The organism is Nocardia kruczakiae NBRC 101016 (genome assembly GCF_001612965.1).
Lineage (GTDB): Bacteria > Actinomycetota > Actinomycetes > Mycobacteriales > Mycobacteriaceae > Nocardia > Nocardia kruczakiae.
Genome location: NZ_BDBL01000020.1, coordinates 46,001 through 59,943, shown reverse-complemented (window position 1 = coordinate 59,943; position 13,943 = coordinate 46,001). Strand labels below are relative to the sequence as shown.

Genomic DNA, 13,943 nt, shown 5'->3' with positions numbered 1-13,943 from the left:
CGAATCGCGGGTGCCGGACGCGGTCGATGCATGTTTCGATGCTGCGGATACCACGCCGACGTCGAATCGTATCGTGATCGATTGGCGGGTGGGTGATTTCCTCTGTGCCGCAACCGAGTTGGCCGACGCGCACTTCGACGCCGTGATCACGAACCCGCCGTATGTGCGGACTCAGCAGCTGGGCGGCGCGACGGCGCAGCTGCTGAGCAAGCAGTTCGGGCTGTCGGGACGTATCGATTTGACCCATCCGTTCGTCGCGACGATTCCGCGGTTGTTGCGGCCCGGCGGAGTGCTGGGTCTGCTGTGCGCCAACCGGTTTCTCAGTACGAAGGCGGGGGCGAATCTGCGGGCGCTGCTGTATGCGGAGCTGACGCCGGTGGAGCTCTACGACCTCGGCGATACTCGGCTGTTCGAGGCGGCGGTGCTACCCGCGGTGACGATCGCTGTGCGCGGGCACGAGCAGCGGACCTGCCGGTTTGTCACTGCCTACGAGTCCGAGCGCGCACCGGCACGCGATGCCAACCTGTTCGATGCCTTGGTCGGCCCGGCCGATTCCGTGGTCGAACACGCCGGGCGCCGCATTGCGGTGGAGACCGGAACACTGTGGACCGGTGCACACGACAACACAGGCCGAAGCGGGAATCCGGGCGCGAGTCGACATGCCGGTGGTGTTCCGGTGCATCGCAGCATCGTGATCGGCCGCGAGCATGAGGATGAATCCGGGATGACTGGGCAGGCGGCGCCGATCGACCCGCGGCGCACTTTCGATCCCGCTACTCCGTGGCGCATGTCGCGACCGGATACGGATGAATGGTTGGCGCGAATCGCCGCCGGCACGTGGCGCACGTTCGGTGAGGTCGCGCGCATCAGGGTGGGAATCAAGACGAATGCGGATCGAGTCTTCATCTCGGATCAATGGGAGGATCGGCCCTGCTGTCCGGAGCCCGAACTGCTCCAGGGGTTGTTGACTCACCACGATCTCGTTCCGTGGCGCATCGACCGCGCCCACGATACCCGCGTGCTGTATCCCTACGATGCTTCCTGTTCGTGCCGCACACCGATCGATTTGAACGAATATCCGCGTGCCGCAGCGTATTTCGCTCAGCACAAAGACGCTCTGGCCGCTCGGGAGTACCTCACCGGCACCGGGCGGGAGTGGTTCGAGATCTGGGTGCCGCAGCGGCCGCATCTGTGGTGCCGGCCGAAGGTGGTGTTTCCGGATATCAGTGTGGCGCCGCGGTTCGCGCTCGATCGCAGCGGTGCGGTGGTGAACGGGGACTGCTACTGGATGTCGCTGGCCGATATCGGCGACGAGCGGATCGCCTATTTGCTGATGGGAGTGGCCAATTCGACGCTCGGGCTGCGGTTCTACGATGCCGTGTGCGGAAATCGGCTCTATGCCGGGCGGCGACGGTGGATCACGCAGTATGTCACCCGGCTTCCGTTGCCCGACCCGAATACCGATGCGGGACAGCAGCTCACCGATCTGGCTCGCGAACTGGCGAACGGCGGTGCCGAACCCGATGCCGCGCTGCTCGATAGGCGAGTGGGAGCGGCGTTCGGGCTCGGCGAGACCGGGTAGGCCCGCCCGGAGGCGGTCAGGCGGTGTGGCCGCCGACCATCGGCAGCAAGGTCCGCCGGGCGAAGACGCGGGCGGCCTCCGCGTCCGAGAGCGGGATCAGCCCGTCGGGCGTCAACGCCAGCGATTGCGCCAGCCGGGCCATGATTTCGGCGACGAGGTCGGCGTCGAAATCCAACTCGGCGTTGGTCTTCTGCAATCCGCGCAGCTTGTCGCCCAGATAGGCGCGGCCCACCGCGAGGATCGGGCCGGCGTCGGTGGTCAGTCGGGGCAGGATCAGCTCGGGTTCGGTGCGCAGCAGACGTTGCAGCAGCTCGTTGTGCGCGAGCGCGGTGATGAAGACGACGAAGATCTCCACCAGCTGATCCTCGTTGTCGGTGATACTGCCGACCCGCTGTTCGATATCGGCGACGAAGCGCTGCGCCTCGCGCACGCTCACCGCCTCGACCAGATCGTTCTTCGATTCGAAGCGGCGATACAGCGTCGCGGGACTGATGCCGGCGCGGCGCGCGATCTCACCCATGCTGGTGCGCTTGATCCCGAAGTCCAGGAAGGCCGACAGGGCGCTCTCGAGCAGCTGCTCACCGTCGGAGCGGGGCTTCTCGAGGATGCGGGCCAGGATGGACGGAACAGGGGGCATGGGGTCTCCAGTCGAGTCGGCGAAAGGACCGCGTCGATGCGGAAGGCTGACGATCATTATCTCATCGCGCCGGACCGCCACCGACGTCCCCGACCGCCCGCGCTCACCGCAGATTGAACGCGGCCATTTCCTGCTCTATCGCGTTCGCGGCGAAATCGCTTCCGCTGGAACGTAATTCGTGGACCCGGCGCTGTAGCGCCTCGATGCCACCGGGTTGGGCCGCGATATCGGCCACACTGATCCGCCCCTTGGGTCGGTGCATACCGGACTGCTCGTACGACACCGTCTAACCTCCTGCATACCCACGTCGCAGTACGCCGCCCGAGGCGATGATTCACTGCCGCGGACCGCGAACATGCTGCGACGATGCTACCAAGAGATCAACCTGGACGCTTGACCAGTGTGGCTCGTCTCACAGCTGGGTGCCGGTCTCGCGGTGAGTGCTCATATTGTGCAGATAGACCGCCGCGTTGAGCTTGATGCGATCGCGTTCGGCATCGCCGAGTTCGCGCCGCACCTTGCCCGGTACGCCCGCGACCAGAGAGCCGGGCGGGATCGTCGCCCCCTCGGGAATCAAGGCATTGGCGGCGATCAGGCTGCCCTCGCCGATCACCGCGCCGTTGAGGACCGTCGCGCCCATGCCGACGAGAACGTCGTCGCCGATCGTGCAACCGTGCAGGATCGCGTTGTGGCCCACCGACACTCCGCTGCCGACCCGCAATGTGAAACCGGGATCGGCGTGCAGGACGCACCCGTCCTGGATGTTGGTGCCGGCGCCGATCTCGATGTCCTCCAGATCGCCGCGGATCACCGCGCCGTACCAGACGCTGACCTGTTCACCCAGCCGCACCCGGCCGATCACCGTGGCCGTCGGCGCCACCCACGCGGTGTCGTCGATCTGCGGCTCGTGCTCACCCAGCTTGATCCTCATGCAGGTCAACATAGCTGGCCCGGAACTGGGCGCGATGTGCGGCCGGTGGCAGCCCGAGGGTGCGGTGGAAATGGTGGCGCAGATTCATCGCCGTTCCCAGGCCGGTCTCGGCGGCGATGCGGTCCATCGTGTCGTCGGTGGATTCCAGCAGCAGCCGGGCGCGGTCGATGCGCTGATCGAGCAGCCAGCGCTGCGGGCTGGAGCCGGTGCGTTCGCGGAAGCGGCGGGTGAAGGTGCGCCGCGACATCAGGGCGGTGCGGGCCCAGCCGTCCAGATCGATCGGGTGATCCAAATGTGTTCGCGCCCAGACCATCGCGTGTTCGATCGGATCGTCGTCGTCGGCATCGGGCACCGCGAGCGGTATGTACTGTGCCTGCGACCCGGCGCGATACGGCGCCAGGACCAGCGTGCGCGCGAGTTCGGTCGCGGCGCGGGCGCCGTGGTCGGCGCGCACCAGGTGCAGGCAACAGTCCAGTGCCGCGGCGACTCCCGCGGACGTGACCACATCGCCGAGGTCGGTCCACAGCCGATCCGCGCGTACGGTCACCGCGGGAAACGCGCGAGCCAGGGCCGCGGCCAGACCCCAGTGGGTGGTGACTTCGCGACCGTCGGCCAGACCGGTCGCGGCGACGACCCAGGAACCGCGGCACAATCCGACGATGCGGGCACCGCGGTCGTGCGCGCGCCACAGGGCCGACGAAATGACCTCGGGCACGGGAAGTTCCGGATTCCAGCTGGGAATCACCACGGTCTCCGCCCGGTCGATCGCCTCGGGGCCGTGGCGCACGACGAGGTCGAAATCGCCGGGGGTGCTCAGTATTCCGGGAACTTCCGCGCAGGTGAGCACCTGGTAGGGCGCGCTGTGCTGCACGCTGGTGCCGATGCGCCCGAACACCATTCCGGGAACGGACAGATGAAACGGGCTGATCCCGTCGAAGGCGATCACCGCGACCACATGCATGGCCCGATCTTATCGAAGCATGGCCTGCGGGCCACTGTTCGAACGTGCCGGAGCGGTACAGGCTGGTGCTCATGACGAACACGCTCTCCACCACGGTCGAACTCCTGCACATCGGCGGCCCCACCGTCCGGCTGAACTACGGCGGGCTGGTCTGGCTGACCGATCCGACCTTCGACGAACCCGGCGACTACTCCGCCGGCGCGCTCACCCTGCACAAACTGACCGGACCGGCAATCGCCGCGGATCGGGTGGGTCCGGTGGACGTGGTGCTGCTCTCGCATGATCAGCATCCCGACAACCTCGATCCGGCCGGGCGCGACGTCATGGCCGGCGTGGAGACCGTGCTGTCCACGCCGGAAGCGGCCGGACGGCTGGAAGGTGTTCGGGGACTGACGGTGTGGGAGTCGGTGAGCATCGGCGCCGTCACCGTCACCGCGGTACCCGCACTGCACGGGCCGGAGGGTGCCGAGGCGCTGAGCGGCACGGTCACCGGGTTCGTATTGCAGGCCGAGGATCTGCCGACGGTGTACATCTCCGGCGACAACGCCTCCGTCGACTACGTCGAGCGCATCGTGGCGCGATTCGGCCGGATCGACATCGCCCTGCTCAATGTCGGCGCCGCGAACGTGGGCCGGTTCGAGGATCGCGACGTCACGCTCAACGCGCGCACCGCGCTGGCAGCGGCGGCGGCGCTCGGCGACGCCGTCGTGGTGCCGGTACACGCCGAGGGCTGGGCGCACTTCACCGAGACCCTCGATCATCTGCGACGCACCTTCGGCTACGGCGGGCGGGAGAAGCAGCTTCGGATCCCGCCGCTCGGCGAGTCGATCACGCTGTGACGAGGACGGCGGGCGGCCGGACGCGGATCGATTGCCGATTGGTTGCGGTTCGGCGAATCACCGCGACATGATCATGGCGCCGCGCCCGGATCGGGGCCACGATGGCGGTATGAGAATCGGTGTTCCGCGCGAGATCAAACCGCAGGAGAGCCGGGTCGCGCTCGCCCCGGCCGGCGCCGTCGAACTCACCCGGCGCGGTCATCGGGTGCTGATCGAATCCGGCGCCGGACTCGAGTCCGGATTCACCGACGCCGATTACGTGGCCGCCGGGGCGACCATCACCGCCACCGCCGACGCGGTCTGGGACCAGGCGGAACTGGTGTTGAAGGTGAAAGAGCCGGTCGGCCCCGAATACTCACACATGCGCGCCGGGCAGGTGCTGTTCACCTTCCTGCACCTGGCGGCCTCCCGCAAATGCACCGACGCCGTGCTGGCCTCCGGGATCACCGCCATCGCCTACGAAACCGTGCGCGGGCCCGACGGATCGCTGCCGCTGCTGACACCGATGAGCGAGATCGCGGGCAAGCTCGCACCGCAGGTCGGCGCCTACCACTTGATGGCGCCCGAGGGTGGCGCCGGTGTGTTGCTGGGCGGTGTGCCGGGGGTGCGGCCGGCGGAAGTGGTGGTGATCGGCGGCGGGGTGGCCGGAACGAGTGCGGCGACGGTCGCGGTCGGAATGGGCGCGCGCGTGATCGTGCTCGACAACAATCCGGTGCGATTGCGGGAACTCGATGTCCGGTTCGCCGGTCGCGTCACCCCTCTCGCCTCGAATGCCGCCGATATCGAGCGGGCCGTCGTCGCCGCGGATCTGGTGATCGGTTCGGTGCTGGTACCGGGAGCCCGTGCGCCGCAACTGGTTCCGGACACCCTGGTGCAGCGGATGCGGCCGGGAACCGTGCTGGTCGATATCGCCATCGACCAGGGTGGTTGTTTCCAGAGCTCGCATCCCACCACCCATGCCGAACCGACCTTCGCCGTGGGCAATTCGCTGTTCTACTGCGTCGCGAACATGCCCGGCGCGGTCCCGCACACCGCCACCGTCGCGTTGACCAACGCCACCCTGCCGTATGTGCGGACCATCGCCGATCTCGGCTGGCGGGAGGCCTGCCGGGCCGACCCGGGGCTCGAGGCGGGGCTCAATGCCGATGCGGGACAGCTCTATTCCGCCGCGGTGGCGCGAGCACACGGCCTGGCCGGGGCCGGTCACGGCGCGAGGTGGCGGCCCTGATCGAGCCGCGCATGATCGAGTACGGCCTCACATCGTCCAATCCGGTTCGCCCTCGGGCAGATCGTGCAGCTTCTCCGGGTTGCGGACGATCGCGATCGAGGTGATGCGGTCCTCTTCGACGGTGAAGGCCATGATTCCCAGGTGGTTGCCGTCGAACACCATGAGGCCGGGCAGGCCGTTGACCGCGACCTTGCGCGCCCACGCACCGGTTCCGGCGCGGTACCAGCCGAAGTACAGCTTGGCCACCAGCTCGGCGCCCTGCACCGGCTGCCGGATCGCCGGCACGCGGCCGCCACCGTCGGCGGTCAGGGTGACGTTCTCGTCGAGCACACCGAGCAGGCCGCTCAGATCGCCGGACCGCCACGCCGTCGAGAAGGCCGAGACCACCCGCTCGTGTTCGTCGCGAGACGCCGGGAAGCGCGGGGTGCCGTCCTCGACGTGCTTGCGGGCGCGGGAGGCGAGTTGGCGGACCGCGGCCGGAGTACGGCCGACCACGTCGGCGACCTCGGGACCGGTCATGCCGAAGATGTCCTGCAGTACGAACGCGGTGCGTTCGGCGGGCGAGAGCGATTCGAGGACCACCAGCAGGGCGGTGGTGACGCGCTCGTCCTGCGAGACGCGGTCGGCCGGATCGTCCCAGCTGGTGACCTCCGGTTCGGGCAGCCATTCGCCGACGTACTGTTCGCGGCGCGCCCGGGCCGAACCCAGCTGGTCCAGGGCGAGGCGGCCGGTGACGGTGGTCAGCCAGGCCCGCAGATTGTCGATTCGATCACCGGGAGAACGGGTTTCGTACCAGCGTTGCAGCCGCAGCCACGCCTCCTGCACGACGTCGTCGGCATCGCTGAGGCTGCCCAGCGTGCTGTAGGCCACCCGGCGCAGATACTGGCGGTGCTCCTCGAACCGGCGTGCCAGTTCGGTCTGGTCGATATCGTCGTGTCCGGTCGTCACAGGTGCCATCCTCGTCTCGCCGTGCGGGCCCACCGCCCGGATGCTTCCCTATGGTGACGATGCCGCCGTGCCGAGTGTGACATCGGGGTGCCGGAGGCGGCCGATAGTCTCGCCCGGTGCGATATGGAACGGCGCGGGCCGCGGGACTGCTGATCGGATTCGCGGCGGATCGGATATTCGGAGATCCGCGGCGCGGGCATCCGGTGGCGCTGTTCGGGTCGGCGGCGGCCGCGCTGGAATCGCCCTGGTACCGCGATACGCGTGCCGCCGGGATCGTGCACGAGATCGTCTTGGTGGGCGGGGTCGTCGCGCTGAGTGCCGGTGCGGAAATCGCCGGCCGGCAATCGGGAAGCAGCCGTGGGCGCGGCGCGGTGGCGGGGTCGGATCGGCGGAGGAGAGGCGTCGCGGCCGGGCGCAAGCGGGGCGGGTGCAGCGCCCCTCGGGCAGCGCAGGGGCGCTCCGGTCTGCGCGCGGGACTCGGCACCGTCGTGATCACCGCGGTCGGCACATGGATCGCGCTCGGCGGCACCACGCTCGCCCGGACCGGACGCGATATGGCGGATCGGCTGGAGGCGGGCGAGTTGAGCGGTGCGCGGGAGGTGCTGCCCTCGCTGTGCGGACGCGATCCCGAGGTGCTCGATGCCGACGGATTGGCCCGTGCCGCAGTCGAATCCATCGCCGAGAACACCTCCGACGCCACCGTCGCGCCGCTGGTGTGGGGTGCGATCGCGGGTGTGCCCGGCATCTTGGGCTACCGCGCGATCAACACCCTCGACGCGATGGTCGGCTATCGCAACGAGCGGTACCGCAACTTCGGCTGGGCCGCCGCGCGGGTCGACGATCTCGCGAATCTGCTGCCCGCGCGGGTGAGCGGTGCGCTGACCGTCGCGCTCGCACCGCTGGCAGGCGGCCGGCCCGGCGATGCGTGGCGGGCGTGGCGCCGCGACGCCGGATCACATCCGAGCCCCAATGCGGGCGTCGCCGAAGCCACGATGGCCGGTGCGCTGGGCGTCGCGCTGGGCGGGCGGACCGAGTACCGGCACGGGATCGAGATGCGGCCGGTGCTGGGCAGCGGGCGGACTCCGCAGGTACCCGATCTGCGGCGAGCGGTGCGATTGTCGAACGGAGTGCAGCTGGCGGCCGCGGTGGCAGCGGCTGCGTATGCGTTCTGCCGCCGCCGGTCGGTTCGGGCCGAATTGCCGGAGTAGGGCCGCGGTGTCCAGGTGTTGCCGGTCCCGGACCACCTTCGCGGTCAGCGGCGGCCGTTGCCGTAGCGGTCGGCGAGGCGGTCCGCGGTGGTACGTGGTTTCGCCGGTGATTCGTCGGATGCGGGCGTCGTCTCGGCTTGCGTCGGAGCCGGGTCCGAAGGGACGGCCGGACCGGTGCTCGTGTCTTCGGTTGCGGTGCTTGCCGATTCGGCGTGCGATCCGGCGGTGCTCATCGCCGGAACCTGGTCACTCGGAGTGGCCGTGGCCGCCGCGGCAGCGGCACGGTCGCGGCGGCGTTCACGGAGTTCGGCGTAGACGAAGTAGCCGAGGCCGAGCGGGGCCATGACACCGAACGCGATCCACTGCAGGCCGTAGGACAGATACGGGCCCGCGTCGAGCTGGGGGAGCGCTTCCGGGGTGAAGGCGCCGGGCTGGCCCGCGTCCAACTGCAGATAGCCGCCGTGCTCACCGGTGGCGAAGCCGGTCAGCGGCGTGCCGAGGACGGTGGAGAGCGCAGCGGTGTCGACCGAGTACACCTGACGCAGGCCGTCGCGGACCATCGGATCCTTGCCGGGGACGACGCCCTCGGATCTGCGCACCCGTCCCTCGATGTGCTGCGGACCCGACGGCGGTTCCGCGATCATCGGCAGATCCGAGCCGTTCACCGCCGCGATCAGGCCGCGATCGACCAGCACGACCCGGCCGTCGTCGAGCCGGAACGCGGCCAGCACCCCGTAGGCGGGCTGATCGTTGAGCCGCTGCAAACGCTCGACCACCATCGAATTCGGCACATAGCTACCGGTGGCGATGACCCGCCGCCATTCGGTGTCGGCCGGATTCGTCCCGGCCGGTGGTGTGCCCTCGCCGGTGTTCAGCAGATTCTTCGCCGGAACCGGGTCGGCGTTCACCGAGGCCGCGATCAGGTTGTTGCGATGCGACGTCGAGGTGTTCTTGCCCAGCTGCCAGGGCGCGAGCACGGTGAAACACAGATAGGCGAACGCGACCACGACGACCGCCAGAATCGCCCAGCTGGGCCGCAGGAGGAACGTGAGCCGGCGCAGGATGCTCATTGTCGCGGTCCGGTCGTCGCGGGTTCGCCGAGTTGTTCGCGCACCCAGGCCAGCAGCGCCGGGACGGCCGCCTCGATCTGTTCGCGCACGAGCTCGAAATCGGTGTCGTCGCCGTAGTAGGGATCGGGCACGTCGTGATCGTCGGCGCCGGGGTCGAAGCTGCGCAGCAGTCGCCGCCGCGCTTCCGGAATCCGCAGCCGGGTCAGTTCCCGGTCGTGGTCGGAATCCAGGGCGATCAGCAGATCGGCGTCGAGATGATCGGGCCCGATCATGGCCGAGACGTGCCCGATCGGATATCCGTGCCGGGTGAGCAGGGCGGTCGTGCGCGGGTCGGCGTCCGAGCCGACATGCCAGGCGGTGGTGCCGGCGCTGCTCACGCGCACCCGATCGGCCAGTCCGGCTCGTTCCAGATGCGCGGCGAAGATCTTTTCGGCCATCGGCGACCGGCAGATATTGCCGGTGCAGATGAAGGTCACATGCAGCTCGCCCACGCACCCATTGTGGCCGGTCGGTGCGGGCGGCGGCCACGTAGGGTAGGTGGCTGTGCCCGAGGACACCCCCACGACCGCCGGCACGCGGTCGCACCGAGGCCCGGACCGCCCGAGCGATACCCGTCGGGACGGACGCGCAGCCGAGGCAGATGCGACGCGTGCGGGTTCTGCCGTGCGCGACGACCGCGTGCGGGAGCCCGGGGGTGCGTTGCACGACGGTGCGGTGTCCGGCGGTGCTGAATTCGGTGGTTTGCAGGTCGATCGTTCGGCGCTGCGCCACCACGGGGACCGCGATGTGCGGGTGGGGATGCTCGACTTCGCGGTGAATGTGCGCGGCGACGCGCCCCCGGAGTGGTTGTTGCGGCGGCTGGCGGCGCGATTGCCGGAACTGGGGCGGTATCCGTCCGAGGCGGAGGCCGAGGCGGTGCGCGCGATCGTCGCGGCACGGCACGGGCGCGCGGCGGAAGAGGTGTTGCTGCTGGCCGGGGCCGCGGAGGGGTTCGCGCTGTTGCCGCGGCTGGGGTCTCGGCTGGCGGCCGTCATCCATCCGTCCTTCACCGAACCGGAACTCGCGCTGCGCGAGGCGGATGTTCCGGTGGTGCGGGTGGTGCTGGCGCCGCCCTACGAGCTGGCCGGGGCGCTGGTCCCCGAGGACGCCGATCTGGTGGTGCTCGGTAATCCCACCAATCCGACCTCGGTGCTGCATCCTCGCGCCGCGATCGAATCGCTGCGGCGGCCCGGTCGCATCGTGGTGGTCGACGAGGCGTTCGCCGATGCGGTACCGGGCGAACCGGAATCGCTTGCGGAACGGTCCTATCCGGATGTCCTGGTCTTGCGCAGCCTGACCAAGACCTGGGCGCTGGCCGGGTTGCGGTGCGGATATCTGCTGGGCCCGTCCGCGCTGCTGGCCCGGTTGAACCACGGTCGCGCGCATTGGCCCCTCGGTACGTTGCAGCTCGAGGCGATCGCGGCGACCTGCGAAGCGCATGCGATCGCGCAGGCCGAGGCGAGTGCGGCCCGGATCGTGGCCGAGCGGGAGGCGATGATTCCCCGCCTGCGCGCCCTCGGTATCGACGTGCACGAACCGGCCGCCGGCCCCTTCCTGCTGATCCGCGTGCCCGACGGCGAGTTGCTGCGGAAACACCTGGCGGACAAGAACATCGGTGTCCGCCGGGGTGACACCTTCCCGGGGCTCGGCACCGAATTTCTGCGCCTGGCGGTCCGCGACCACGCCGCCGTGGAACGTCTGATCGCCGCGATCGAGGCCGTCGGGCTGTGAGGATCGGCGCCCAGGCGACCAGGTGGCTCGCGGCGCGGTCCGGCCCGGCAGGCGGCATCGGCGTGGATAATGACCGGAACGGCGAAACGGTGGAGGTGCGGTGGTGACAGCGACGAATTCTGTTGTGACGCTGAAGGACTTGATCGATGTCCTCGACGGCGCGTATCCGCCTCGGCTGGCGGAGTCCTGGGATTCGGTGGGGCTGGTCTGTGGTGATCCCGCGGCCTCCGTCTCGCGGGTGCTGTTCGCGGTCGACGCCACCGCCGCCGTCGTCGACCAGGCGATCGATTGGGGCGCACAGGCTTTGGTCGTGCACCACCCGTTGCTGTTGCGCGGTGTCGACACCGTGGCCGCGAGTACCCCGAAGGGTGCGTTGCTGCATCGGCTGATCCGCAACGACTGTGCGTTGTTCACCGCGCACACCAACGCCGATTCGGCCGATCCCGGAGTGTCGGATGCCCTCGCCCACACGCTCGGGCTGACGGTGACCGGGCCGCTGGAACAGAAATCGGTGGCGCCGGTGGACACCTGGGTGGTGTTCATTCCGCGCGCGCACACCGACGCGGTGCTGGCGGCGATGTTCGAGGCGGGCGCGGGCGGCGCCGGGTTCTATCGCGAATGCGGCTGGCGGGTGCCGGGAACGGGGCAGTTCCGGCCGATGGCGGGGGCGAATCCGGCGATCGGGCAGGTCGGCGACCTGGAATTCGTCGAGGAGGACCGTGTCGAGGTGGTGGCACCGCCGTCGGCCCGCGCCGCGGTGCTGGCCGCGCTGCGTGCCGCCCACCCCTACGAGGAACCGGCCTTCGACGTCACCGAACGCGCGGCGCTGCCTTCGGCGCAGGGCCTCGGGCGCATCGGCACCCTGCCGGAACCGGAAACGTTGCGCGCCTTCACCGCTCGCGTGCGCGCCGCCCTGCCCGGCACCGCGTGGGGTGTGCGGGCGGCCGGCGATCCCGACCGTGAGATCCGCACGGTCGCGGTATGCGGCGGAGCCGGCGATTCCTTCCTGGGCACGGTCGCGAAGCTCGGCGTCGACGCCTACGTCACCGCCGACCTGCGCCACCATCCCGCCGACGAACACCTGCGCGCGGGCGGTCCCGCACTCGTCGACGTCGCCCATTGGGCCAGCGAATTCCCCTGGTGCGGCCAAGCGGAAGGCATTGTGCGGGAAGCTCTTCCGGGAGTGGAGACCCGGGTCAGCACTCTCCGTACCGATCCGTGGACCCTCGGCGCCGCCGACGACTGACGCGGACAGCTGCGATACGCACGCTGATCACCGCGGGGCACTCAGTCAGTCGCGTTCGGTGGCGAGCCCGCTCCTGAACCACCACGCGACGGGCCCTGACCGGCGCGGATTCACTCGGTCCGGATGGCGGGCTCGTGGTCGACCGGGAAATTGACCGAGTTGGCGATGAAGCAGCGCTTGTTGGCCTCCGCGTGCAGTGCGCGAGCCTGCCCGGCCAGGGCGGCGTCGGTGATGGTGACGCGCGGGCGCAAGGTGACGTGTTCGAAGCGCTGATCGTTCATCACGCCTTCGGCCTCGTCGAGATAGTCGATCACCACGATTCCGGCCTCGACGCACAGATGCAGGTACCACAGCATGTGGCACTCCGAGAGCGAGGCGACCAGGAGTTGCTCGGGATTCCAGCGGGTCGCGTCGCCCCGGCCGACGACCGGGTCCGCCGACCCCTGCAGCGGCGGCCGCCCCTCGGCGAGCACCTCGTGATTGCGCGAATACGAGCGGTAATCGGTGGTGGCACCGGTCCACACCACGTCCACGCGATAGCGATGTTCGGCCATCCGGTCAGGGTGTCACAGTGGCGGCGGCACCGCACTCGAGTTGTCGGTGGACCCGCGAACCGGCACCCCGGCGCACCGCGTTCGACCGCGTATCCGGTGGTCGCGGGCGGGCGATGCGGGGTTGGGGCGAAACCGGCCGCAGGCAGAGTACGGTTGAGCACCGGCGTCGCGCACCCGCTGCCCGTCGCTCCGCAACCGTCCATAGTGTCGAGGAGTACGTCCCGCGTTGAATGTCGAACCACCGATCCAGGCCAAACTGCTCGACCTCGCGGCCGTCGACGCCGAGCTGACGCGGATCGCGCATCGCCGCAAGGTGCTGCCCGAACAGCAGGAAGTGCAGCGGCTGGAAGCCGAACGCACCGACCGCAAGGATGCGGCGGTCAAGGTCGAGATCCAGCTCGACGATCTCGACCGCGACATTCGCAAACTCGAGGGCGAGATCGACGCCGTGCGCAAACGCGAGGCGCGCGACCGCGGCATGCTCGAGGGCGGCAACGTGGGCGCGAAGCAGCTCTCGGAATTGCAGCACGAACTCGGCAGCCTGGAACGCCGGCGCGGGGTCCTCGAGGACGAACTGCTCGAGGTGATGGAGCGGCGCGAGGCCGCCGAGGCCGATCACCAGCACGCCGGCGCCAACCTCTCGCGCGCCGAGGAGGATCTGACCCTCGCGCAGAGCCGTCGCGACGACGCGGTCGCCGACCTGGATGTGGCCGCGCAGCGCTGCGACGCCGACCGCGCACAGCTCGTCGCCGGATTCCCGGACGAACTGCTCGCGATCTACGACAAGCAGCGCGCCCAGCACGGCGTCGGCGCGGCGCTGTTGCAGGCCCGCCGGTGCGGCGCCTGCCGGATCGAACTCGACCGCGGCGAGATCGCCCGGATCGCCAAGACCGATCCGCAGGTCGTGGTCCGCTGTCCCGAATGCGGTGCGATCATGGTGCGCACCAAGCAGTCCGGATTGTGACGGGC

The 13,943-nt window shown here is 69.5% G+C and carries 15 protein-coding genes; 7 read left to right on the top strand and 8 right to left on the bottom strand.

Annotated features, from left to right (window positions below; genetic code table 11):
• Window positions 1-73 precede the first annotated feature (73 nt).
• Entirely contained in the window at window positions 74-1,582 is a 1,509-nt protein-coding gene (locus NK1_RS15765; protein ID WP_245660561.1) for an Eco57I restriction-modification methylase domain-containing protein, read from the top strand.
• A gap of 16 nt (window positions 1,583-1,598) precedes the next feature.
• On the opposite strand, the gene NK1_RS15760 is transcribed toward NK1_RS15765, so the two are convergent.
• The 4 genes from NK1_RS15760 to NK1_RS15745 form a co-directional block, all read right to left on the bottom strand.
• Window positions 1,599-2,219, bottom strand: coding sequence for a TetR/AcrR family transcriptional regulator (locus NK1_RS15760; RefSeq protein WP_063009354.1), 621 nt, complete (start codon window positions 2,217-2,219; stop codon window positions 1,599-1,601).
• 103 nt (window positions 2,220-2,322) lie between these two features.
• A complete protein-coding gene (locus NK1_RS15755) occupies window positions 2,323-2,502 on the bottom strand; it encodes a hypothetical protein (RefSeq protein ID WP_062999387.1) in 180 nt (59 codons plus the stop codon).
• Window positions 2,503-2,631: 129 nt separating this feature from the next.
• Window positions 2,632-3,150, bottom strand: coding sequence for a gamma carbonic anhydrase family protein (locus tag NK1_RS15750; RefSeq protein ID WP_174552725.1), 519 nt, complete (start codon window positions 3,148-3,150; stop codon window positions 2,632-2,634).
• On the bottom strand, window positions 3,131-4,111 hold the full coding sequence (locus NK1_RS15745; RefSeq protein WP_063009352.1) for a GlxA family transcriptional regulator: 981 nt from the start codon (window positions 4,109-4,111) through the stop codon (window positions 3,131-3,133). The genes NK1_RS15750 and NK1_RS15745 overlap by 20 nt, the downstream gene beginning before the upstream one ends.
• A gap of 71 nt (window positions 4,112-4,182) precedes the next feature.
• Between NK1_RS15745 and NK1_RS15740 the strand changes: the two genes are divergently transcribed.
• Window positions 4,183-4,950, top strand: a complete 768-nt coding sequence (locus NK1_RS15740; protein WP_063009446.1) for an MBL fold metallo-hydrolase — start codon at window positions 4,183-4,185, stop codon at window positions 4,948-4,950.
• A 109-nt stretch (window positions 4,951-5,059) separates the two neighbouring features.
• Entirely contained in the window at window positions 5,060-6,178 is a 1,119-nt protein-coding gene (gene ald, locus NK1_RS15735; RefSeq protein WP_063009444.1) for an alanine dehydrogenase, read from the top strand.
• Window positions 6,179-6,205: 27 nt separating this feature from the next.
• Here the strand turns inward: ald and sigJ are convergent, their stop codons facing one another.
• A complete protein-coding gene (gene sigJ / locus NK1_RS15730; RefSeq protein WP_245660548.1) occupies window positions 6,206-7,126 on the bottom strand; it encodes an RNA polymerase sigma factor SigJ in 921 nt (306 codons plus the stop codon).
• Between the two features lie 116 nt (window positions 7,127-7,242).
• Here sigJ and NK1_RS15725 point away from each other — a divergent pair, with 116 nt between their 5' ends.
• Window positions 7,243-8,334 (top strand): cobalamin biosynthesis protein, encoded by a 1,092-nt coding sequence (locus tag NK1_RS15725; RefSeq protein WP_063009350.1) that lies wholly within the window; start codon window positions 7,243-7,245, stop codon window positions 8,332-8,334.
• A gap of 44 nt (window positions 8,335-8,378) precedes the next feature.
• On the opposite strand, the gene NK1_RS15720 is transcribed toward NK1_RS15725, so the two are convergent.
• Both NK1_RS15720 and NK1_RS15715 read right to left on the bottom strand, forming a co-directional pair.
• On the bottom strand, window positions 8,379-9,395 hold the full coding sequence (locus NK1_RS15720) for an SURF1 family cytochrome oxidase biogenesis protein (RefSeq protein ID WP_063906016.1): 1,017 nt from the start codon (window positions 9,393-9,395) through the stop codon (window positions 8,379-8,381).
• 5 nt (window positions 9,396-9,400) lie between these two features.
• On the bottom strand, window positions 9,401-9,895 hold the full coding sequence (locus tag NK1_RS15715; RefSeq protein WP_063009346.1) for a low molecular weight protein-tyrosine-phosphatase: 495 nt from the start codon (window positions 9,893-9,895) through the stop codon (window positions 9,401-9,403).
• A gap of 250 nt (window positions 9,896-10,145) precedes the next feature.
• Here NK1_RS15715 and cobC point away from each other — a divergent pair, with 250 nt between their 5' ends.
• Together cobC and NK1_RS15705 are read left to right on the top strand one after the other, a co-directional pair.
• Complete coding sequence (cobC, locus tag NK1_RS15710) at window positions 10,146-11,174, top strand: Rv2231c family histidinol phosphate aminotransferase CobC (RefSeq protein WP_063009440.1); 1,029 nt, start codon at window positions 10,146-10,148, stop codon at window positions 11,172-11,174.
• A 103-nt stretch (window positions 11,175-11,277) separates the two neighbouring features.
• Window positions 11,278-12,420, top strand: a complete 1,143-nt coding sequence (locus tag NK1_RS15705) for a Nif3-like dinuclear metal center hexameric protein (RefSeq protein ID WP_063009438.1) — start codon at window positions 11,278-11,280, stop codon at window positions 12,418-12,420.
• Window positions 12,421-12,530: 110 nt separating this feature from the next.
• Here NK1_RS15705 and NK1_RS15700 read toward each other — a convergent pair whose 3' ends face one another.
• On the bottom strand, window positions 12,531-12,974 hold the full coding sequence (locus NK1_RS15700) for an OsmC family protein (RefSeq protein ID WP_063009344.1): 444 nt from the start codon (window positions 12,972-12,974) through the stop codon (window positions 12,531-12,533).
• Window positions 12,975-13,200: 226 nt separating this feature from the next.
• Here NK1_RS15700 and NK1_RS15695 point away from each other — a divergent pair, with 226 nt between their 5' ends.
• Window positions 13,201-13,938 (top strand): zinc ribbon domain-containing protein, encoded by a 738-nt coding sequence (locus NK1_RS15695; protein ID WP_036499940.1) that lies wholly within the window; start codon window positions 13,201-13,203, stop codon window positions 13,936-13,938.
• Window positions 13,939-13,943: the final 5 nt, after the last annotated feature.